Here is a 21,704-nt window from a genome sequence, read left to right on the forward strand (position 1 = left end):
TTTTTTTCACGAAAAACTGACCCGCGGGTACTCTAAAATTGTTTAAAAAAAATAAAACGGGTCTGCAGCTATTAAAGGATGAAGGCTTTTCAAATAACTTAGTTACGTAACGGAGGAAAAAGATGAATTTTTTGACGAGATTTAGTTTAAAAAATGCGGTAGCTGTGTTTATCGTTTCATTTTTACTTATTTTAGCGGGGCTATATTCATTTTCAAAACTAAAAATTGATTTACTGCCGAATATCGAATTTCCGCAGCTGTCCATTGAAGCAACGTATCCCGGGGCTTCTCCTGATGACGTAAATGAAAGCGTCACGTCGAAAATCGAAGACCAAGTGAAAGGAATTGAAGGCGTTAAAAGCGTACAAAGCGTATCGTATGAAAACGTCGGTATTATTAATTTAGAATTCCCGTTTAATACGGATTTAGATAAAGTTGAACAGCAAATTAACTCGTCGATAAAAGAATTAGATTTACCAGAGTCATCAAATGTAGACGTAAACCGTTTTTCATTTGGTTCATTCCCGATTTTCAACATTTCACTGTTTGCGAAAGATGATGCAAATCTTGAAAAAGTATTAAACGATGAAGTGATTCCTGAATTGAATAAAATTCAAGGTATTAACTCCGTCTCAGTTGGCGGCGTGAAAGAGGACCTTTTACAAATTACGGTCGATAAAGAAAAAGCAGCTCAAGCTGGCTTAACGCTTGATGGGATGAAAGAACAAATTAATCAAAAAGCTGTTTCATTCCCAGCAGGAACATTAAACGGAAAAGAGCTTCAAATTCCAGTGCGAGTAGAAGAAAAAGTTGCGACGATCGATGCATTAAAGAAAATCCAGCTGAAATCTACGACGAATCCTGAAGCAAAGCCTGTGAAGCTTGGCGATATTGCCAAAGTCGAAGCCGTAACAGAACAAGGCGAATATACACGCTATGACGGCAAAGATGCACTGTCGATGGCCATCACAAAAAAACAAGATGCTAATACGGTTGAAGTGGCGAGCGAAACGATGAAAATTTTGAAAAAATATGACGATCAGTTAGACTACGCAATCGGCTTTGACTCAGCTGACGGCATTGAAAAGTCTGTTGAAACATTAGTGCGCGAAGGATTGCTCGGAGCATTATTTGCGTAACTTGCCGTGCTGATTTTCTTGCGTAACTTCCGCGCTACGATCATTGCCATTATATCGATTCCATTATCGCTGTTAGTATCAGCTATTTTCTTAAACCAGCTTGATATTTCACTTAACATTATGACACTAGGCGGAATGGCTGTAGCCGTTGGGCGCGTAGTGGATGACAGTATTGTTGTGATTGAAAATATTTTTAGACGCGTTCGCCGTTCAGAAGAAGGCATGAGCAACGAGCTTGTCGAATCGTCCACAAAAGAGATTTTAAAAGCCATTACCTCGTCTACCATTACAACGGTTGTCGTATTCTTGCCAATCGGCTTTGTAGGAGGAATTACAGGAGAGTTCTTCTTGCCGTTTGCCTTAACAGTTGTTTTTTCACTGTTAGCATCTCTTCTTGTAGCGATTACAATCGTGCCGATTTTAGCAAAGTTTGCATTTAAAAAAGTACCGCCTGAAGAAAAAGAAGGAAAGCTGCAGCGCGGATATGCAAAAGCGATTGCATGGTCGCTTAATCATAAAATCAAAATTTTAATTTTATCCTTTATTTTACTGTTTAGCTCATTTGCACTTGTTCCTTCACTTGGCTTTACGTTTATTCCAAATGAAGAACAAAAAATGCTTCAGGCCAACGTTCAATTACCGGCATCTACATCACTTGAAAAAACAAACGATGTATCTTTAAAAATTGAAAAGATGTTTGCGGATCAAAATGAAATTTCAGATGTGACTACGGAAGTTGGATCACGCGACTTTTCAACAGGTGTAAAACGCCCGAACCAAGTTGGCTATTTCTTGAACGTAAAAGAAGGCGTGAATGTCGATACGTTTATTGATAAAGTTCAAAAGAAAATGGAAAGCATCACGAAAGAAGAATCGCCTAAAGCAACAGTTAATGTACAAGAAGCATCAACAGGAGGGCCTCCTACAAATAATAACGTAACGGTTGATTTATATTCTTCTAATTTAAATGACTTGCAAAAGGCAGCTAAGCAAGTGGAAAACCACTTAAACAAAGACAAACGTCTTAAATATGTAACAAATAACTTCTCAGATAAGCAAAAGCAGCTTGTAGTAGAAGTAGATCCTGATAAAGCCGCAGAGTACGGAGTATCTGGATTTCAGCTGCTTGGTACAATCTCCGACCAAACCAAACCAGTATCCGTTGGAGACTTAAAATTAGATAATACAAAACGAGCGGTTCAGCTTTCGTACGATAAAGACCTTAGTTCAGTAAAAGAAATTAAAGATCTTCAAGTATTTACAGAACGAGGGCCTGTGTTAGTAAAAGATATTGCTGACGTTCGTACAATTGATACGTTCACTTCTATTCAAAAGCTTGACGGCAAAGTATTTGCGCGAGTGGAAGCAGATATTAAAGGCGATGATGTTCAAGCTGTGACCAAAGATGTTGTAGATGGAGTGAAAAAGTTAGACTTGCCAAAAGATGTGAGCTTGGACGGTGGAGGCGGAAGCGACGAGACAGTGGAAGTCTTCCAATCTCTAGGTCTAGCTATTTTAACGGCAATCGGCCTTGTGTATTTAACGATGCTCGTTACGTTTGGAAAAGCGCGTATTCCATTTATCATTTTATCGTCACTCATTTTTGTGCCAATCGGTTCGTTAGTTGGTCTAGTACTTGCAAAAGAACCGCTGTCCGTCAGCGTCATGATTGGATTCTTAATGCTGATTGGAATTGTTACAACAAACGCGATTGTACTTGTAGATCGAATTACCCAAAATCGTGAACAAAAAGGCATGACGATCCGCCAATCCCTTATTGAAGCTGGGAAAACGCGCTTGCGTCCAATTTTAATGACGGCGTTTGCTACCATTGCTGCATTAATTCCGCTGGCGCTTACTACATCAAGCGGAACGCTGATTTCAAAAGGCTTAGCTATCACGGTGATCGGAGGGCTTGCGTCATCTACCCTTCTTACCTTAATTATTATTCCAGTGGTATACGAACTCTTCTTCGCAAAGCAAGTGAAAAGAGAAAAACAGCTGGAAAAAGAAACGACATAAGAACTATTTTCTAATAGAGGAAAATATGACCATAGACTATATGTTATAATAAAAGTACGTTTTAACCCCTTATATTATAGAAAAAGAAGCGGCGCTTTCAAGCGCCGCTTCTTTTTTATGTAAAGTCATTATTTACAAAAAATGATTAAATGTCTTGTATGGAGGGAAAGAGTGTTAACAGGAAGCTTTACTATATCATCGTAGAGTTATCTAAAAAACATACAAAGTACAGGAGTGTCGTTTTCGTGAGTTCAACAAAGAAAGTTGTATTTATCAGTTCCATTATCTTAAATGTCCTTTTCATAGGTGTTTTTGCTTTTTATGCAACAAGCAGCAGCGCGATGAAAAATCCGCTGTCATCTAAGGATTCGTCTAAGCAAAGCTATAGAGATAATCCTTATTACATTGAACGGACCACTTTGTTCAAGCAATTAAGTATTCCTAAAGAGTCAATCGTATTTCTCGGTGATAGCATTACCCAGCGCTCTGAATGGAGCGAACTTTTTCATAATAAGCAGATTGTCAATCGAGGCGTAGCCGATGATACAACAGAAGGGGTATTGCATCGTCTAAAAAGTATTACAGATGCTAAGCCAAAAAAGATTTTCTTAATGATTGGCATTAACGATTTAAATGAGCAAAAATCTGTAAAAAAAACCAAAGCCAATTACGCTGAAATTCTTGAACGTATTCATAAAGAATCACCGAATACAAAAGTCTATATTCAAAGTGTACTGCCCGTGAACAATAAAAAATGCGGCGACGCAGTGGACAATAAAGATGTTATCGCATTAAATAACTATTTAAAGCGTTTAGCTAAGAAACACAACGATTCTTACATTGACCTGTATTCGAAAGTATCTACACATAATCAGTTAAAAAGTAATTTCACGGTTGATGGTCTTCATTTAAAAGGCCAAGGCTATGCTATTTGGAAACAAGAGGTTCAGGCATACGTAAACCAATAAAAAAAGCGCTCCGAAAGGAGCGCTTTTTTTTAGATAAGCTCTGGTAAATGTTTTTTAGCATCGTATTCGACAAGAGCATCTCCGTTTTTGATGCGCTGTAAATAATCAGGATTTGAAATAAGCGGGCGGCCAATAGCAGCTACGTCGATCCAGCCGGCTTGCAGCGCTTTTTCAGCTGATTCAGGCGTTAAGTCACCTACGCCGATAATCGGTCCATCCCAGTACTTACGCGTAATTTCATAAAGATTTTGACCGTTTTGAACATCTTCATAAAAATCCAGCATAGACGGATGGATGATCTCAATTCCTGTTTCTTTAAACGCTTCTGTATACGTTTGAATAGCTTTTTCAGTGTCGTCCCAGCGGTAGTCTGGTTTATCAAGCTTATGAGGAGAGAAGCGAATCACAACGCGCTCTTTTCCAATGGCGTCGATAACAGCCGAAATCACTTCTTTCATAAACGTTAATCGCTGTGCAAGGTCGCCTCCGTATTTATCAGTGCGTTTATTAGACCAGTCTGAATTAAACTGATCGATTAAATAGCCGTGAGCACCGTGAATTTCAACGCCATCAAATCCTGCTTCAATGGCATTTTTAGCGGCTTGAGCGTACTGTTCTACAACTTCTTTAATATCTTCTTTTGACATTTCTTCAGGCTCTTCGTAGGGCTTGCGGAAACGAGGCACTTGGCCTTGTGCCGCAATAGCGGAAGGGGCCTGAGGCTTATGCCCATTGATTAACCCGGAATGACTCAAGCGGCCAACGTGCCAAATTTGAGCGATAATCGTGCCGCCTTCTTCATGAACAGCTTCTGTTACAGGCTTCCATGAATCAATTTGTTCTTGGGTATAGATACCCGGAACGCCAGGATTTCCTTTTGCGCGTTCGCTGATAACAATTCCTTCACTAATAATTAAGCCAATACCATCCTTTGCGCGGCGGCGGTAATAGTCTACAACGTCTTGACCGACTACGCCTGTCTCTGGATCAGCAAAGCATCTTGTCATCGGTGCCATTGCTGTACGAGTGTGTAAATCAAATGCTTCAATGTTTGTTGGTTGGAATAGTTTTTCAAATTTACTCATTTTATATTCAGCTCCTTAAGAGGAAAGTATAGCTGCGAACGTTTTGCAGCGGGTTCAGTTTATTGTAACAGGGGATTTGTTTTATCTTCAAACATTTCGACTTCCGAAAAAGTTCAGAAAAAAAAGCCGGCTGTCTTTACAGCCAACTTTTACAACATTAATGCTGTTTATTAGGAAGTTTTTTCTCAGGATGTCCAGTAGCTTGACCCTGCTTGTTTTTACGCTGCTTTTCTTGATTGTCATTCAGTTTTTGAACAAATTCATTTGTGTTTTCCATTATCCAAACCTCCTTTATGAACTTTCCCTGTTACTATAACCCATTGCACGTAAAAACATGACGCGAATCCGTTAAAAGCAACTTCATATGTGCACTGGTATATAGAAATCAACAGGAAAATCGTGTATACTGTTGTAAAAATAATGTTAATGTTTCGTGAGTTTATAATTTCTTATTCATTCATGAACAAGAAAAGGTGTTACGCAATGAGTGATTTTTTTAGCGGGAAAGAAATGTCGTTTATTTTGATTTTGACATTCAGCGTGTACATATTTGTCTGGAATGTGCCCCTTCAGGCGACAAATGCCATGATGATCTACTTTATCCTGCTGTTTTTGTATACAGTCAGTAAACTGCTTTTTTCTCCTCAGTTCCGACAATTTCCGCTTGTTAAGGTGCTTTTGGCCATTTTATTCGTTCTTATGCTGGCTGAAATAATCGTTGCTTACAGCACTCATAGCATAAAGATTACAGATTTAAATCATATTTTCGATTATTTTAGTCATATGGATTTGTATTCATAGTATGTACAGCAAACAAATGATTTACCACGATATCCTCTCCGAGTGCTGGCTGTGCTTTTTTATATTTTTTACACACTGCTTGCACAAGGAATGAGAAAGCGTACGTTCTTTGACCAAAAGATCAGGGGAATGCCAAATTTCTTTGAATAGCTCTGTTAAGATGCTTTCGCAAGCATGTGGATCTTTTTACTGCTGAATAGACAAGACGATACAAAAGCGATTCATATCGATTGTAAAGCTGATGAAGTGCTTCTTTCTTTCGGATTTTTATCTCTTGAATGAGTAAAAGATCATTGTTCATAACCGAGCCCCTTCGAAAATCAATTATAGTTCATTGTACCCTCGTTAAGATGAGTATAAACACCTAAAAAGGAGAGGCTTATGAGCGATGTAGTATCAAAAAAAACAAGGCAAAATATTCAACGAGATATCGAACAAGGGAACTTGGGGAAAGTGAGAGACCGCCTGCACAGTTTGCTCGTTACGTATCCAAATGAGCTGATAAACTTATTGTAGCTGGATGTGCATTGATTTTCCTTACAGTCGTCAGTTTACTAATCATTGGCGTATATACAGTTTGTACATGGCTGTTTTCATGAAGAAAAGGTGCACAGATGTGCACCTTTTCTTTATGAATGCTGCTTCACTACGTGATTTACAATTTTTTCGGCTGCAGCGGCGGGTCCAGCTGCCTGTTCGAAACTTACGTTGATTTCTTTTATCCCTTTCTTGTAGCGGTCGTCATGTATGACTTCGTCAACGGCACTCCTTAAAAGCGAGGCATTTACCGTTTCTTTTGCTAAGCGATACCCGGCGTTTAGCTCCACGAGCCTTTGAGCAACGAGCGGCTGATCTTTTCCGTGAGGTAAAACGACTAACGGTACGTTAAAATGAATAGCTTCATTTACACTGTTCATGCCTCCGTGCGTGATAAAAACGTCAGCTTCTTTTAACACGTCAAGCTGAGGAACATAGGGCGAAATAATAAAATGCTCTGGTGCTTTTCTTATCTTTTTAAAATCAGCCCGGTCTCCTGCTGCAATCACAACTTTTCCATCAAAGTCGCTAAATGCGTCGATGCAAAGGTTAAAAAAGCCTTCTACATCGTCGAGTACTGTTCCCATTGAAACATAAAGAACTTTTTCATCTTTTAGCTTTTCTAACGGAAAATCATGAGAGGTGTGACGCTTTGGAAAGCTTGGCCCAATAAATAAACAGGATTCATCAAAACGTTCATGAAGCGGCTGAAAAAAGCGGCTTGTGTATACGACCGTTAATTCGCCTTCATTGTTCATAAATTGAAGCAGATTTTTAGGTTCTACGCCAAACTGATTTTTGAGCAAGCTGAGCCCGTACTGAGCTTTTTCGTCAGGTTTAAATGGAACGTCTGAATCCGGATGCAGAGGCATCATTGCTAAGCGTTCTTTTGGCATTAAAAAAGAAGCAGATGATACAATCCCGGGAATTCGCAAATAATCACGTACTAATTCCCCTGCTCCAAACTTGTCGTAAAACACAAAGTCAAAGTCAATTTTTTTTGATAATGTATGAACAAGCTTCAGCGTATCTAAAGACGTTTGGATGTGGATATTTAAAAAGGCGTTGATTCCTTGAGCAGTTTCAGGCTTGATGGATACACCGCTTAATAAGTCCCGGTGAGTGTGTACGATAGCCCCGGCGTTTTCAAGACGCTCTTTAAAACGCTCGGCCGTAATGTAATGAACGGTATCACCTCGATCTGAAAAAGCTTTTACCATTCCAAGCGTTGGGTTTACGTGACCTTCAGCGGGAAAATTGATCATTAAAATGTTTGCCATTTTTTCACTTCACTTTCGGTAAGATTTCTTCAAGCGTAATCAAATATAAGGAAGTTGACAACTAATTTGGCTAGCGCATTTATCTTTTAAAACCTTAACTTTGTGTATAAAATGTGAAAAAATATAACTTTTTTCCTAAAAAATAACATCATTAAGCGGAGGTTATGGTAGAATTTTGAGAGCACTAGAGAGAAAGAATCATTTTTGGAGGTTGCTATTTTGAGTACGTTATCAACAAATTCAGAGCCGGTTTTAAAGCCTAAAAAGAAAAAAGAGTTTACTTACTTCACGCTGCTTCTATTTATCGTGTTAGGCTTTGGCCTGCAGATTATAGCCGGAATTGGAGTAGCTATTTACGATGAAGTTACGGGTTCAAATATGACGGGAATTTTATTAGAAGGGCCATATGCCCTGCTGGTAGACGCGGCGTTTTTTCTAGGCGTTGCGGTGCTGTACAGGCCTGTGCGCAGATTTTTAAAGCCTATGTGGAACGTCTCAGTATTAAAAGAAAGAAAAACGTATGTATATATTGTGGTAGGCTTTTTAATTGTAGCCGCGGTGCAGTACGTGATGCTTTCATTTTTAAACGTAGAAAGCGCAAATCAGCAGCAAAAAGATTTAAACCAAGGCAGTTTTAATCAAACGCTGCTTTCAAGCTGGATATTCTTTATAAGTGTAGCAGTCATTACGCCTATTAAAGAAGAGCTGCTTTATAGAGGTGTTTTATGTGGTTTTTTAACCAAACGCCATCACGTTTTTGTAGGCATTTTCGTTTCCGCTATTGTATTCGGTCTGTTACATATTGGCTTTCCGATTACAGCTACCGTCATGGGACTTGTCTTTGCCATTATTTATTATCGAACAAAATCTATTTTTCCATCTATGATTTTACATATGCTGTGGAATGGATTAGTGAGTATAACCGTCTTCTTTTAAAAGCCGCTTAAGTGGCTTTTTTATTTGGATAAAGATGCAGAATGCTTTACGCGAATTTTCCCAACAATTAATAATCCAAGAGGGTAAAATAGTCCAAATAACAGACTATACGGAATCCACGTATCTCTGTCCCACGTTTGTTCATATGGAATGCTTGGATACACGATAAGTGAAAATGTAACGGCAATAATGCCTAGCGGAAGAGTTAAAATTCGGTAGTTTTTTAATTCAAGAATTTGAGCGAGTCCAGAAACGGTCGCATAATAGTAGAGAGACGTTTTAAAATAAAGAGATAAAAACCACATAATAGCCATAATTACTTCAATATTTTTCAGAAAATCCGCAACTTCGATCCGTCTTGCAAGCTCATAGCTTGGATATAAAGCAATACGTGTATACGTATTTCCAAGTACAAGAATGCCAAGCAATAAGATAATAATCATAATGCCTCCGCCGATTAAGCTTCCCGTAAAAAAAGCGCGGTTTCGCTGATCTGGTTCCGCTACATGAGCAGGGAAAACGGTTAGCAATACAATAAAAGTGAGAGAAGTAATACTTGTAAATACCAGAATAGATCTGATAATAGGCTTAACGCCTACCTCTAACAAAGGCTGCAAATTCTCATAATGAATTTGAGGGAAGATCGAAAAAACTAAGATTAAGAACGGAATAACAAACCAAGGAAAGAGAATTTCAGCACAGCGGGCAATCGTTTCAATGCCAAGCCGAACGCCGACAATCACAATTCCCATAAACAAAATATGAACAGCAAGCATAGGTGTTTGAATAATAATGCGAGTTGTTAGAAACGAGCCCACGTAAAACAAAACTTGACTGCAAAAAAGAAGAGTAGAAGCGACAAATAAAAGAGATACAAACTTTCCTAGCCACTTGCCTAAAATGGCTTCGTTTAGTTCCATGAGCGTTTTATTAGGATAAAGGCTAGAAAGTTTGATATACATCCATACAAGAAAAACGCCTACACCTACGCCTAAAATAGCTGGAATCCATGCCTCTTGTTTAGAATCAGCCGTTAAGCTTCCAGGAACGACTAAAATGGTGTCGCCTAAACTATAAAAAATGACGAGTATTCGAAACTGTGCTGCGGATAAATTCATCTGACTATGCACATTGTTCACTTCCTTTTATTTCAACAGACTGAACAAAAAATCACTAAAAGGTTTTAATAAAAAAGCAATGCCGTCCCCGGGGTTAGGAACCTCCACACCGCCGTATTTTAAACTAACAATTAAAATACTTACTATGAACAAACTCCAAAAAATTTGCTTTTCTTTTTTACTGTTCACTTTTTTTAAATAAGGTATTTCTACTAAACAAACAGCTGCACAAAGTAAAAAAACCCCTAAAAATATAAGCATGTATCAACCTCAATTAGTAACCCTTTAAAAATGATGAAGGGATGTTAAAGACGCTTGTGTTTCAAATATAGTATGATCCAAAAAGGCTTGATTTATGAAAAGTAAGACTAAAGCCAGGGCAAAACCGTGTTATAATGACCAAGTTGAGCGTTATAATAGAAAAAACAGCATGATTACAAACAAGTAGATACATAACAAGGTAAGGATGGGAGAGATATATATGGCAGATGAGCTCAAAAAAATGCTAGATGACAAAGAAAAGGTGCAGCTTATTATCGCCGCTGTTGTCATGCTTGGAGGCCTGGTCGTTTTGTTAAAAAGCGTTGCAACAGGGCAGGCCATGGGTGAAAAATGGCTAGAAAGTCAAGGGAACGCAGACACGGATCTGTATCTTGAAACGATAAAAAGCTACATACATCTGTATCAAATTGTGGGTGGCGTCATGTTTGGAGGAGGCCTTCTCACGTTACTTCGTGCTAAACTAAAGAAATAAAGCGGCAGCAAAATAAAAGATCATAGTCCAAAAGAAGTGTCATATCTTTTTAATAACTTAAAAAATAGTGAAAAGGAGTTATGTATGAATAATGAAGAAAATACACCGGCTTATCATCTGTTTATGATGATAGGAGCGCTTGCTATGCTGATTTTTGGTGTTGTCGGTTTCTTTATTCAGTATCCTGCTACGTTAAGTTTTGTGATGTGTATTGGTGGAAGTATCATATTTTTGCTGCATTTATTTGAATATATGAAACCTAAAAATGAACTATAGCATCTTCAAACGAGGAAATCTAGAAGCAAAGGAAGATGAGAAATGCGGAAACACCGTACGTATGAAACGCTAGTTGATCTTTATCAAAAAAGCGCCAAAATTCATTATGAAATCGATTATCGAGATAAAAAATCTGTAAAAAAAGGCAATCGAGCTGCAGAAGATATGAAAAAAATTGCGCAGCTCATTCATTTATATTATCCAGGCATGCTGTTTGAATTTGCAACACTGCTGACGAATCCTACTTATCGAATTGACCTATGGGCTGCACATCATATTTTAGAAATCATGAGCTATTCACCAATGCTTGAGGACAACGCGCTTTCCGTCATTGAACGCTACGCCGACGAAAATGATTTTACAGCTTTAGGAAATCGCATGTGGTTAGATCAGTGGAGAGAAAAACAGCGCTAAAATTGGGCTAAGCAAACAAGAATAACCAAAAGGAAGATGGATATATGAGTTTATGTACATTAAAGAACGGTATAGGCATCAGCATTCGAGAAGCAGCACCGAAAGACGCAGAGAAAATGATTGCTTTTTACAACCGGGTAGGAGGAGAAAGCGATTTTCTTTCATTTGGAGAAGGTGAGTTTCTTACACCTCTTTCAGAGTACGAACTGTTTTTAGCTTCTGTAAAACAAGAGCAAAATGCTCTTATAGTTGTGGCTGAAAAAGAAGAGAAAATCATTAGTATTGCATCCATCACCTCGTCTCAAAACCCGCGTAATAAGCATGTGGGAATCCTCGGTATTGTAGTAGAGAAATCTTATAGCGGGCTAGGGTTAGGCAGACAGCTAATGATTGAGCTGATTGAATGGGCACGTACAAATAAACAAACAAAAAAAATCGAACTTGTGACGCGAGAAGATAACCAAAGAGCTATTTCTTTATACAAGCAGCTAGGGTTTCAAACAGAAGGGTTAAAAGAAAAAGACACCTATATAAATGGCGTGTACTATAATACAATGCTTATGGGTCTTCACTTATAAAAAGAGGCTGGGACAAAAGTATATTAAGTGAATGAAAATCCGAACGATGAATCGTTCGGATTTTTTCATTGTGGTGATGAACATAGGCTTCCTATAGGCAGATGCTTCTAACGATTTTGGAGGCTCAGCGGCGCCCGCGGAACGCGAAGCCTTGGACGGAAATCAATGGCGGCGGAACAAGCAGGTCAGATCATGTATGCCAATGGTTCGTCTTTAGATTGAATTGACGTAGTTATATCTCACTCTTTTTTTGTTTATTGTTTTTTAGCTTCCGCAAATACACTCATCGCCTCGTTCATAAATTTGGCTAATCCTTTTCCATAGCGATCAATGTTAGTTGTAAATCGCTCATCTTGCACATACATTTCTCCAAGACCTTTAAAGGCTTCTAATGAATATGTTCCAAAGTTCTCATTTAAAAATTGATACCATGTCGCAATAGCTTTTTGAGCTTCTGTAGAGGATGGTGACAGATCACGAAGCGAAGCTAAGTGAGTGTAGATACTTTCCCATTCGTTTGATATGCTCTGCTGTTCTTCTTGTGAGAAGCTTTGTACTTTTTCATTCGCTTCATCTACCCGCTGATTTCCCCAGCGCTTCCGTGCTTCTTCTTCATAGGGGTTATGCGAAAAATCCAGTCCTTTAAACCGCTCTTTTTCGTTCATTTCAATCGCTCCTTTTTCATATTGAATCGTTTTATTAATGGTTACAATCATTTGATCGAGCCGACTGCGTTTTTCAATCAGCATGTTTTTTTGCAGTATCAACGCTTCTGTGCGATTAAACGTCGGATCTGTTATAATCTCGTGAATTTGTTTTAAAGGGAAGCCAAGTTCTTTAAAAAATAATATTTGCTGAAGCATATCGAGATTAGCCGGTGAATAAAGCCGGTAGCCGGATTCACTAACGGCATCAGGTTTTAATAGCCCGATTTCATCATAATGATGCAGCGTGCGGACGCTGATTCCTACTAAGTCAGCAACTTCTTTTACTTTTCTGTTCATTCTTTCATCTCCCTTCTGAAATCTACTATAAAATATAACGCAGCGTAAGGGTCAATACTAAAAAAGAAATAATTGACTTTTAGTTTATATGCATTTATATTTAATTAGCATTAACTATTTATAATATGAAATAAATAAGCAAGCCTGGAGGAATAGATGTGACAAAAAGCAATCAGTATCTTGGAGAGATTCGTTCATCGCTTCAAGTGCTATTTGAAAAAATGCAACCTGAAATGATGGAGAGCCTAAATGAGCATGAGATGACTCCTACGCAATTATTTGTTCTTTCTTATTTAAAGAAAGTAGGGAGCAGCAAGGTTTCTCAAATTGCAGAACTCATGGATGTCAAACCGAGCGCCGTGACTCTTTTAGTAGATCGTCTTGAACAACACAATTTTGTTGTAAGAGAACATAATAAAGAGGACAGACGAGTCGTTGATATTACCTTAACGGAGTTTGGGCATCGCAAGCTTGAAGATGTGCTGAATGGTCGAAAAGCCATTATGGACCGCTATCTTTTGCATTTAACAGAAGAAGAGCTTTCTATGATGGCTTCTATTACGAAAAAGCTTGCAACGTCAGCTGCTTCTTATAAAGATAAGCAGCAGTAACAAAAAAGAGGAGAGACACACGATGGAAAATCAAAAAAATTCAAAGCGCACGCTCTTATTAATTGGGTTAATTATTGCGATGTTCTTTTCTGCACTTGATGGAACCATTGTCGGAACAGCTATGCCAAGAATCGTAGGAGATCTTGGTGGATTGAGCATGATGACATGGCTGACAACAGCCTATTTATTAACGTCGACAACGGTTGTTCCGATTGCAGGGAAACTCGCTGATTTAGTAGGACGCAGAGTAATTTATGTTACAGGACTTATTATTTTTATGGTCGCTTCTGCTCTATGTGGAATGGCAAATAACATGACAGAGCTTATTTTATTCCGTGCATTACAAGGAATTGGCGGTGGCGTTATGATGCCGATGGCAATGATTGTAATCGGTGATTTATTTACAGGAAAAGCACGAGCAAAATTTCAAGGAGTATTCGGAGGAATTTACGGCCTTGCTTCTGTCATTGGTCCACAAATTGGCGGATGGATTGTTGATTCACTGAATTGGAAATGGGTGTTTTACATCAACTTGCCGGTAGGGATACTCGCTACCGTTTTTATTGCACTGGGACTTCAAGGAAAGAAACATACGGGACCTGTTAAATTCGATGTAGCGGGTATGTTCACAATGGTTATCGGAGTAGTGAGCTTGCTTCTGGCCCTGAGCTTTGGAGGAAAAGACTACGACTGGAACTCTTGGCAAATTGTTAGTCTATTTACACTGGCTGTTGTTGGGATCATAAGCTTTATTATTGTGGAAACGAAAGCCAAAGAGCCGATTCTTCCGATGTATTTATTTAAGAACCGAACGTTTACGCTTTTAAATATCATTGGCTTTTTTATGAGCATCGGCATGTTCGGAGCCATTACGTTTGTTCCGTTCTTTATGCAAGGAATCGTTGGAGTCAGCGCCTCGGAATCCGGTACCATTATGACGCCGATGATGATTTCAATGATTGTAACAAGTATTATTGGAGGGCAGCTTGTTTATAAAGTTGGAATCAAGCCTCAAATCGTAACTGGTATGCTCATTATGGCAGGAGGGTTCTTCTTGTTAACAACATTAGACCTTCATACTAGCAAACTTGTTGCCACTTCTTATATGGCCATAATCGGTTTAGGAATGGGTCTTGTGATGCCAATTTTAACACTTGCTCTTCAAGAGAGCTTTTCAAAAGAAGAGCTCGGTGTGGTTACATCATCAAGTCAATTTTTCCGTTCAATTGGAGGAACGTTCGGTATTACCATTTTAGGAGCGGTGATGAATGCAAAATCAGGTACGCTTCTTACTGACAAACTCGTTCCATATTTAAACACATTGCCTGCTCAAGCAAGTGCTTTTGCGGACGGGTTTAAAAAAGCGATTGATACGAATCCTGAAAGTGTGCTGCAGATGCTGTTTAGCCCCCAAGCGCTAAAGAGTATTCCAGCTGCCCTTTCAGACAGCATTGTGCCAATTTTGAAGACCTCGCTAATGAGCGCATTGCACAGCGTCTTTTTCATGGGCTTAGCTTTTATTATTTTAGGAGCGGTATGCACATTGTTCTTAAGGCAGATCAAGCTTTCAAATAAAAAAGCCGAAGAAAAACCAGAAGAAGGCATTGCTGAAGTAGAGCCATCACGTTAAAAAAAGCGCACAAATTTGTGCGCTTTTTTCTATATTAACTAGTTGTTTCATTAGGCTTACGAAGAAAAGGGGATTGTTTAGACGTGTCATACGAAATTTGATCAAGCAAATACGTTAAATATAAGTTCAGTTCAAACCGATCTTCCGACACAAAATCTGTAAGCGCTTGCTTATTATCTTTCCACATGAGAATTCCTCCTTAATTTTACATACTAATGAATGGATTTAATATCAGAAAGCTGAAGGGAAACAACGGCTTCATTTTCGTCTTTTACGGATAGAATTTGCTGATGGAGATTTAAGTTGTGCACGCGGCCTTTGCACGTTTGCAACGTTCCATCTTTATAGTAAGAAACAGTTATCGTCCCACTTTTCGTTAATTCTCGTAAAAACATTCGAGAAGCCTCCTTAAAAAAGATTACCTGATTTAAAAGCCAGTCCTTTCATTTGAGATGAGCAAAAGGGAATTTTATGTACTGCAAGCTTCCCTTTATATTCTCCAACGTGTATGAATAGATCGAATAAAAGGTTGCTAGCCCACCTATAAACTGTCCTAAATTTCAGAATATACTGTCTTTTCCGTATAGTGTTTTTTAAAAGGATTAATGTTACATTTATTATGTAACATTCTGATGAGAAAGAAAACCGTTTCTACAAAACTTCTCTAAAAATTACAAAATATTCATATTCATGTGAAGGATGTAGAATGAACAAATATAGAAGTAACTGTGTTTATAAAAAACGTAACTACAGCTTCAATTATTAATGATCTTAATACTAGTTATCAATTATATGTATTTTACTAATTTATTCTTCTCCGATAAAATGCAGGTAGACGAATTTGATAAGAATTTTCTAATGATTTATATAATTAAATTTGATATAATCTATAGGAATAATAATGTATGAAGGGAAACATCATTGATTAATTAGACACAGGTATTAAATGTTGTTGAAGATGATTCGTAAAAGCATACATATTTAAATTATATATTTTTGTGAGGTGGACAGTGTTGCAACTTAAGGTAGTAAACAGCCCTTTTAATCAAGAACAAGCAGATTTGCTTAATCGCCTTCTGCCGACATTAACAGAAGCACAAAAAATGTGGTTGAGCGGTTATTTAACAGCATCTCAATCTACGTCTGCCGAAGGAACGCCAGACGTTTCTACAGCAGCGCCTGCTCAAACGAAACAGACAGTTTCAAAAGACGTAACGATTCTTTATGGATCACAAACAGGAAATGCTCAAGGACTTGCTGAAAATACAGGCAAAACGCTTGAAGCAAAAGGCTTTAATGTAACCGTATCTTCTATGAATGATTTCAAACCAAATAATTTAAAGAAACTTGAAAATTTATTAATTGTCGTAAGTACACATGGAGAAGGAGAGCCGCCTGATAATGCGCTATCTTTCCATGAATTTCTTCACGGCCGTCGAGCGCCAAAACTTGAGAACTTCCGTTTCTCTGTTTTATCGCTTGGAGACAGCTCATACGAATTTTTCTGTCAAACAGGAAAAGAATTTGATGTGCGCTTAGCAGAACTTGGCGGTGAAAGACTGTATCCGCGCGTTGACTGTGATTTAGATTTTGAAGAGCCCGCAAATAAATGGCTTAAAGGTGTTATTGATGGATTAAGCGAAGCGAAAGGACACAGCGCTTCGGCAGCTGTTCCAGCGGAAGCTCCTGCAGGAACTTCACCATATTCAAGAACAAATCCTTTTAAAGCAGAAGTGCTTGAGAACTTAAACTTAAACGGCCGCGGATCAAATAAAGAAACGCGACACTTAGAACTATCTCTAGAAGGTTCAGGTTTGACGTATGAACCAGGAGACAGTTTAGGTATTTATCCTGAAAATGACCCGGAGCTTGTGGATCTTCTTCTTAACGAATTCAAGTGGGATGCAAGTGAAAATGTAACGGTTAATAAAGAAGGAGAAACGCGTCCTCTTAGAGAAGCGCTAATCTCTAATTTTGAAATTACCGTTTTAACAAAGCCGCTTTTAAAGCAAGCAGCTGAGCTTACTGGAAACGATAAGTTAAAAGCGCTTGTAGAAAATCGCGAGGAATTGAAAGCATACACACAAGGCCGTGATGTGATTGACTTAGTTCGTGACTTCGGCCCATGGAACGTATCGGCACAAGAGTTTGTAGCCATTTTACGTAAAATGCCAGCGCGCCTTTACTCGATTGCAAGCAGCTTATCAGCAAACCCTGATGAAGTTCATCTAACAATCGGAGCGGTACGCTACGAAGCGCATGGACGCGAGCGTAAAGGTGTTTGTTCCGTCCTATGTTCAGAACGTTTGCAGCCAGGCGATACGATTCCTGTATATCTTCAAAGCAATAAAAACTTTAAGCTTCCTCAAGATCAAGAAACGCCAATCATTATGGTAGGACCTGGTACAGGTGTGGCTCCGTTCCGCTCATTTATGCAAGAGCGTGAAGAAACAGGGGCAAAAGGCAAGTCATGGATGTTCTTTGGAGATCAGCACTTCGTAACAGACTTCCTTTACCAAACAGAATGGCAAAAGTGGTTAAAAGATGGCGTACTGACAAAAATGGACGTGGCGTTTTCACGCGATACTGAAGAAAAAGTATACGTACAAAACCGTATGCTCGAACATAGTAAAGAATTATTCCAATGGTTAGAAGAAGGCGCATCTTTTTATGTGTGCGGAGATAAAACAAATATGGCACGCGACGTGCACAACATGCTAGTTGAAATTATCGAAACAGAAGGCAAGATGAGCCGTGAACAGGCGGAAGGTTACCTTGCTGAAATGAAGAAACAAAAACGTTATCAGCGTGATGTATACTGAGGATTGAAAGGAGATTTTCAACATGGTAAACAAAATTTTAAAAGCGCCCGAAGGTCCTCCAAGTGACGTTGAGCGCATAAAAGATGAAAGTAATTATTTGCGCGGTACATTAGGAGAAACAATGCTCGACCGCATCAGCTCAGGTATTTCTGAAGACGATAATCGTTTGATGAAGTTCCACGGAAGCTACTTGCAAGATGACCGAGATCTTCGTAATGAACGTCAAAAACAAAAGCTAGAGCCAGCTTACCAATTCATGCTTCGCGTCCGTACGCCAGGCGGTGTTTCAACACCAGAACAGTGGCTAGTGATGGATGATTTAGCACAAAAATACGGAAATGGAACGTTAAAGCTGACAACTCGTCAGGCATTCCAAATGCACGGAATTTTAAAGTGGAACATGAAGAAAACGATTCAAGAAATTCATGCTTCTTTATTAGATACAATTGCAGCTTGCGGAGATGTAAACCGTAACGTAATGTGCAATCCGAATCCGTATCAGTCAGAAGTGCACGCTGAAGTATTCGAATGGTCAAAAAAATTAAGTGATTACTTATTGCCTCGTACAAGAGCGTACCACGAACTTTGGCTAGATGAAGAGAAAGTGATCAGCACACCGGAAGTGGAAGAAGAAGTGGAACCAATGTATGGTCCGCTCTATTTGCCAAGAAAGTTCAAAATTGGCGTAGCTGTTCCACCGTCTAACGATATTGACGTGTATTCACAAGACCTTGGCTTTATTGCCATTTTAGAAGACGAGAAACTTGTTGGGTTTAACGTAGCAATCGGTGGCGGTATGGGTATGACGCACGGAGATAAAGCAACTTACCCTCAGCTTGCAAAAGTGATTGGGTTCTGTCGACCTGATCAAATTCTAGAAGTAGCTGAAAAAGTCATTACGATTCAACGTGATTATGGAAACCGCTCTGTACGTAAAAACGCGCGTTTTAAATACACGGTTGATCGTCTTGGATTAGAAACGGTAAAAGAAGAGCTTGAAAATCGTCTGGGCTGGAGCTTAGACGAAGCAAAATCTTATCACTTTGATCATAACGGCGACCGCTACGGCTGGGAAAAAGGTGTAAAAGGAAAATGGCACTTTACTCTTTTTGTTCAAGGTGGACGTATTGCTGACTTTGAAGACTATAAGCTTATGACGGGTCTTCGTGAAATTGCAAAAGTTCATAGCGGTGATTTCCGTTTAACGGCCAATCAAAATTTAATTATCGCGAACGTATCAACTGAAAAGAAAAAACAAATTAGTGACCTCATCGAACAATATGGACTAACTGACGGCAAGCATTATTCGGCTCTGCGCCGCAGCTCATTAGCTTGTGTATCGCTTCCAACTTGCGGGCTTGCTATGGCGGAAGCTGAGCGTTATCTCCCAGTTCTTCTTGAGAAAATTGAAGCAATTGTAGATGAAAACGGCCTTCGCGATAAAGAAATCACCATTCGTATGACGGGCTGTCCTAACGGCTGTGCACGTCCTGCTTTAGGTGAAATTGCTTTTATCGGTAAAGCACCGGGCAAATACAATATGTATCTTGGAGCAGCATTTGATGGAAGCCGCTTAAGTAAAATGTACCGTGAAAATATCAGTGAAGAACAAATCTTAAACGAACTGCGCGTCTTACTTCCTCGCTATGCAAAAGAGAGAGAAGAAGGCGAGCACTTTGGTGACTATGTCATCCGCGCTGGTGTAATCGAAGCTGTAACAGACGGCACGAATTTCCACGCATAATACGTATGAAGGGACCTTTCTAAACTTACAGAAAGGTCCCTTTTTTCTATTTTAATATTCTCTAACAAATACTGCTACTCCAAATACTCCTAATCTTTCAGCGGTAATTTGTTCAAATCCGTTATCAAGTAAACAATGTGCTGCACTTCGGTAGCGCTGACCTTGAGCTAACAAGCGTCCGCAAGGATTTGCGCTGCCGATTACCGTTGCTTCTACGACAGTACGAGGGGCTTGTCTATCCAAAGGATTTCGCTCTCACAGAATTGTCACCACATCCGGAGGACGTGGGATAGATACATTACCTGTGTGTTCATGCATAGCCATCACCTCCTTACACTATAGTAAATGCAAAAAATGGCAGACTGCTTGTACACACGCTGATTTTTATTAAAAAAGGCGTTCACCTATGCCTAACTCGGCTGATTTCATAGCAATGAGGTGATCAATAGAAACGGCTGGCAGAAAAAAAGAATGCTATAATGTAAAAGAAAGGAATTTTTATCAAGGAGGGAGAAACATGCAGCAAAAACGAGTAGTGGTTATTACAGGGGGAGCAAGCGGAATTGGCAAAGAAACTGCCTTAAAGTTTGCGCAAAAAGGAGACGCGGTGGTCATTGCTGATTATGATAAAGGGAAAGGAAAAGAGACCCTTCAAAAAATTGAAGAAGCTGGAGGGAGCGCTTTATTTGTGCAAACAGACGTCACAAAGTTTGAAGAAGTGGAAGCGCTGATTGAGGAAACTGTGAACCGCTTTGGGCGAATTGACGTGATGTTTAACAATGCAGGTATTGGACGCCCTACATCTATTTTAGATCAAGACTTAGAAGAATATCATCGTATTATTGACGTGAATCAGCACGGCGTTACATATGGGATTATGGCAGCGGGCAGGAAAATGAGAGAGTTAGGTATTAAAGGCGTCATTATCAATACGGCATCTATTTTTAGCTTCTTAGCCTCACCCGGTACCTATGCCTATCACGCAACAAAAGGAGCTGTTGTGATGATGACGAAATCAGCTGCGCTAGATCTCGCTAAATACGGTATTCGTGTCGTCGCCATTGCGCCAGGATTTGTTGATACGCCCATTATTCAAGGCTATAAAGACAACGGTATGATTGAAGGAATGAAAGCTAAAACGATGAGCAGGGAGCTCACTACACCAAAACAAATTGCAGATATGGTTTATTTGCTTTCCTTAGAAGAAGCGGGAGCTGTAAACGGCAGCGTCATCATGGCTGATGATGGGTATGCGGCATTTAAATAAAAGGAAAAAGGATTCTTTTTAAGAAAAGAATCCTTTTTTATTATGTAGTAGGCAGGGAACTATAAACAAACGTATCGTGAGCTTTTCCGTTTTGATACATATAGTTTTTTAACACTCCTTCTTTTTGAAACCCGAGCTTTTCAAGCACATGCTGTGATGCTTTGTTTTCAAGAAACACAACAGCTCCAATCCGCACTAGCTGAAGGGTATCAAAGCCATAAGCCATAACAGCCGAAGCAGCTTCCGAAGCATAGCCGTGACCCCAGTGCTGAGGGTGCAGCTCATAGCCAATTTCCGCGCGCTTATGCTTTTGGTTCCACTGATTAAATCCAACTGTCCCAATTAATTCTCCCGTATCGAGCCGTTCAATTCCCCAGCGCATGCCTTTTTGATTTCTGTAATTTTCAGCAAAAATATCAATCAGAACCAGAGCTTCTTGAATAGTTGTGAATTTTTCTTGCCCGTAATATCTAATAACTTCTTTCTGAGAGAAGCAGTCAAAAATAGTATCTGCATCGACTTCTGTTATTTCACGCAGTGTAGTGCGAGGTGTAAGAAGAATAGGAAACATACTTTTCTCCTTTCTATTTTATATAGAAAGATTTCGTCAGCTCAGAGAAAATACCTTTTATTTTATTTTTCTGTTATAAATTAAGTGGAAATACGAGCTAAACGACTGAGAAAAAGACAGGAAAAACTTCTAAATAACGCAAACAGT

At 39.2% G+C, this 21,704-nt stretch carries 22 protein-coding genes and 3 pseudogenes; 14 read left to right on the forward strand and 11 right to left on the reverse strand.

The features are described from left to right. Positions 1–122 precede the first annotated feature (122 nt). Positions 123–3,161, forward strand: a pseudogene (locus AC4NPH_RS20085) (efflux RND transporter permease subunit). Between the two features lie 245 nt (positions 3,162–3,406). Beyond that, positions 3,407–4,129: a GDSL-type esterase/lipase family protein gene (locus AC4NPH_RS20090; protein WP_029322755.1), complete on the forward strand. Its 723-nt coding sequence runs from the start codon at positions 3,407–3,409 to the stop codon at positions 4,127–4,129. A 29-nt stretch (positions 4,130–4,158) separates the two neighbouring features. On the opposite strand, the pseudogene AC4NPH_RS20095 reads toward AC4NPH_RS20090, so the two are convergent. After that, positions 4,159–5,199, reverse strand: a pseudogene (locus AC4NPH_RS20095) (alkene reductase); the annotation flags it as partial. Positions 5,200–5,371: 172 nt separating this feature from the next. Further along, a complete protein-coding gene (locus tag AC4NPH_RS20100; RefSeq protein WP_013057809.1) occupies positions 5,372–5,491 on the reverse strand; it encodes a DUF4023 domain-containing protein in 120 nt (39 codons plus the stop codon). 206 nt (positions 5,492–5,697) lie between these two features. Between AC4NPH_RS20100 and AC4NPH_RS20105 the strand changes: the two genes are divergently transcribed. Continuing rightward, complete coding sequence (locus tag AC4NPH_RS20105) at positions 5,698–6,015, forward strand: hypothetical protein (RefSeq protein WP_013057808.1); 318 nt, start codon at positions 5,698–5,700, stop codon at positions 6,013–6,015. Between the two features lie 121 nt (positions 6,016–6,136). On the opposite strand, the gene AC4NPH_RS20110 is transcribed toward AC4NPH_RS20105, so the two are convergent. Then, positions 6,137–6,316: an RNA polymerase sigma factor gene (locus tag AC4NPH_RS20110; RefSeq protein ID WP_098764364.1), complete on the reverse strand. Its 180-nt coding sequence runs from the start codon at positions 6,314–6,316 to the stop codon at positions 6,137–6,139. 80 nt (positions 6,317–6,396) lie between these two features. Between AC4NPH_RS20110 and AC4NPH_RS20115 the strand changes: the two are divergent. Beyond that, positions 6,397–6,516 (forward strand): annotated as a pseudogene (locus AC4NPH_RS20115) (DUF6584 family protein); the annotation flags it as partial. Between the two features lie 128 nt (positions 6,517–6,644). On the opposite strand, the gene AC4NPH_RS20120 reads toward AC4NPH_RS20115, so the two are convergent. After that, a complete protein-coding gene (locus tag AC4NPH_RS20120) occupies positions 6,645–7,832 on the reverse strand; it encodes a macrolide family glycosyltransferase (protein ID WP_053487458.1) in 1,188 nt (395 codons plus the stop codon). A 219-nt stretch (positions 7,833–8,051) separates the two neighbouring features. On the opposite strand from AC4NPH_RS20120, the gene AC4NPH_RS20125 reads away from it, so the two are divergent. Next, the gene (locus AC4NPH_RS20125; RefSeq protein WP_053487457.1) at positions 8,052–8,768 is read left to right on the forward strand and encodes a CPBP family intramembrane glutamic endopeptidase; all 717 of its coding nucleotides are present in this window, start codon (positions 8,052–8,054) and stop codon (positions 8,766–8,768) included. Between the two features lie 20 nt (positions 8,769–8,788). Here AC4NPH_RS20125 and AC4NPH_RS20130 read toward each other — a convergent pair whose 3' ends face one another. Together AC4NPH_RS20130 and AC4NPH_RS20135 are read right to left on the reverse strand one after the other, a co-directional pair. Then, positions 8,789–9,898, reverse strand: a complete 1,110-nt coding sequence (locus AC4NPH_RS20130) for a GerAB/ArcD/ProY family transporter (RefSeq protein ID WP_013057805.1) — start codon at positions 9,896–9,898, stop codon at positions 8,789–8,791. A gap of 15 nt (positions 9,899–9,913) precedes the next feature. Beyond that, entirely contained in the window at positions 9,914–10,147 is a 234-nt protein-coding gene (locus AC4NPH_RS20135; RefSeq protein ID WP_064471850.1) for a hypothetical protein, read from the reverse strand. A gap of 220 nt (positions 10,148–10,367) precedes the next feature. Here AC4NPH_RS20135 and AC4NPH_RS20140 point away from each other — a divergent pair, with 220 nt between their 5' ends. The 4 genes from AC4NPH_RS20140 (at position 10,368) to AC4NPH_RS20155 (ending at position 11,908) form a co-directional block, all read left to right on the forward strand. Beyond that, complete coding sequence (locus tag AC4NPH_RS20140; protein WP_013057803.1) at positions 10,368–10,640, forward strand: hypothetical protein; 273 nt, start codon at positions 10,368–10,370, stop codon at positions 10,638–10,640. An 84-nt stretch (positions 10,641–10,724) separates the two neighbouring features. Then, on the forward strand, positions 10,725–10,916 hold the full coding sequence (locus tag AC4NPH_RS20145; protein ID WP_014459359.1) for a hypothetical protein: 192 nt from the start codon (positions 10,725–10,727) through the stop codon (positions 10,914–10,916). A gap of 42 nt (positions 10,917–10,958) precedes the next feature. Continuing rightward, positions 10,959–11,330, forward strand: coding sequence for a hypothetical protein (locus AC4NPH_RS20150; protein ID WP_013057801.1), 372 nt, complete (start codon positions 10,959–10,961; stop codon positions 11,328–11,330). Positions 11,331–11,374: 44 nt separating this feature from the next. After that, positions 11,375–11,908 (forward strand): GNAT family N-acetyltransferase, encoded by a 534-nt coding sequence (locus tag AC4NPH_RS20155; RefSeq protein ID WP_013057800.1) that lies wholly within the window; start codon positions 11,375–11,377, stop codon positions 11,906–11,908. Positions 11,909–12,162: 254 nt separating this feature from the next. On the opposite strand, the gene AC4NPH_RS20160 is transcribed toward AC4NPH_RS20155, so the two are convergent. Continuing rightward, entirely contained in the window at positions 12,163–12,912 is a 750-nt protein-coding gene (locus AC4NPH_RS20160; RefSeq protein ID WP_053487456.1) for a MerR family transcriptional regulator, read from the reverse strand. A 158-nt stretch (positions 12,913–13,070) separates the two neighbouring features. Here AC4NPH_RS20160 and AC4NPH_RS20165 point away from each other — a divergent pair, with 158 nt between their 5' ends. Then, positions 13,071–13,523 carry a MarR family winged helix-turn-helix transcriptional regulator gene (locus AC4NPH_RS20165; RefSeq protein ID WP_013057798.1) on the forward strand — a complete coding sequence of 151 codons (453 nt, stop codon included), beginning with the start codon at positions 13,071–13,073 and terminating at the stop codon, positions 13,521–13,523. A gap of 22 nt (positions 13,524–13,545) precedes the next feature. Next, the gene (locus tag AC4NPH_RS20170; protein ID WP_013057797.1) at positions 13,546–15,153 is read left to right on the forward strand and encodes an MDR family MFS transporter; all 1,608 of its coding nucleotides are present in this window, start codon (positions 13,546–13,548) and stop codon (positions 15,151–15,153) included. Positions 15,154–15,187: 34 nt separating this feature from the next. On the opposite strand, the gene AC4NPH_RS20175 is transcribed toward AC4NPH_RS20170, so the two are convergent. Next, a complete protein-coding gene (locus tag AC4NPH_RS20175; protein WP_013057796.1) occupies positions 15,188–15,340 on the reverse strand; it encodes a hypothetical protein in 153 nt (50 codons plus the stop codon). 25 nt (positions 15,341–15,365) lie between these two features. Continuing rightward, the gene (locus tag AC4NPH_RS20180) at positions 15,366–15,548 is read right to left on the reverse strand and encodes a YolD-like family protein (RefSeq protein WP_013057795.1); all 183 of its coding nucleotides are present in this window, start codon (positions 15,546–15,548) and stop codon (positions 15,366–15,368) included. Between the two features lie 618 nt (positions 15,549–16,166). On the opposite strand from AC4NPH_RS20180, the gene AC4NPH_RS20185 reads away from it, so the two are divergent. Next, a complete protein-coding gene (locus AC4NPH_RS20185) occupies positions 16,167–17,975 on the forward strand; it encodes an assimilatory sulfite reductase (NADPH) flavoprotein subunit (protein ID WP_029322735.1) in 1,809 nt (602 codons plus the stop codon). A 22-nt stretch (positions 17,976–17,997) separates the two neighbouring features. After that, positions 17,998–19,719: an assimilatory sulfite reductase (NADPH) hemoprotein subunit gene (gene cysI / locus AC4NPH_RS20190; protein WP_013057793.1), complete on the forward strand. Its 1,722-nt coding sequence runs from the start codon at positions 17,998–18,000 to the stop codon at positions 19,717–19,719. Positions 19,720–19,770: 51 nt separating this feature from the next. Here cysI and AC4NPH_RS20195 read toward each other — a convergent pair whose 3' ends face one another. Beyond that, complete coding sequence (locus tag AC4NPH_RS20195; protein ID WP_013057792.1) at positions 19,771–19,962, reverse strand: hypothetical protein; 192 nt, start codon at positions 19,960–19,962, stop codon at positions 19,771–19,773. A 274-nt stretch (positions 19,963–20,236) separates the two neighbouring features. Here AC4NPH_RS20195 and AC4NPH_RS20200 point away from each other — a divergent pair, with 274 nt between their 5' ends. Next, the gene (locus tag AC4NPH_RS20200) at positions 20,237–20,986 is read left to right on the forward strand and encodes an SDR family NAD(P)-dependent oxidoreductase (RefSeq protein ID WP_013057791.1); all 750 of its coding nucleotides are present in this window, start codon (positions 20,237–20,239) and stop codon (positions 20,984–20,986) included. A gap of 40 nt (positions 20,987–21,026) precedes the next feature. Here AC4NPH_RS20200 and AC4NPH_RS20205 read toward each other — a convergent pair whose 3' ends face one another. Beyond that, on the reverse strand, positions 21,027–21,557 hold the full coding sequence (locus tag AC4NPH_RS20205; protein WP_013057790.1) for a GNAT family N-acetyltransferase: 531 nt from the start codon (positions 21,555–21,557) through the stop codon (positions 21,027–21,029). Positions 21,558–21,704: the final 147 nt, after the last annotated feature.

Source organism: Priestia sp. MDV22-iso46 (assembly GCF_058629175.1).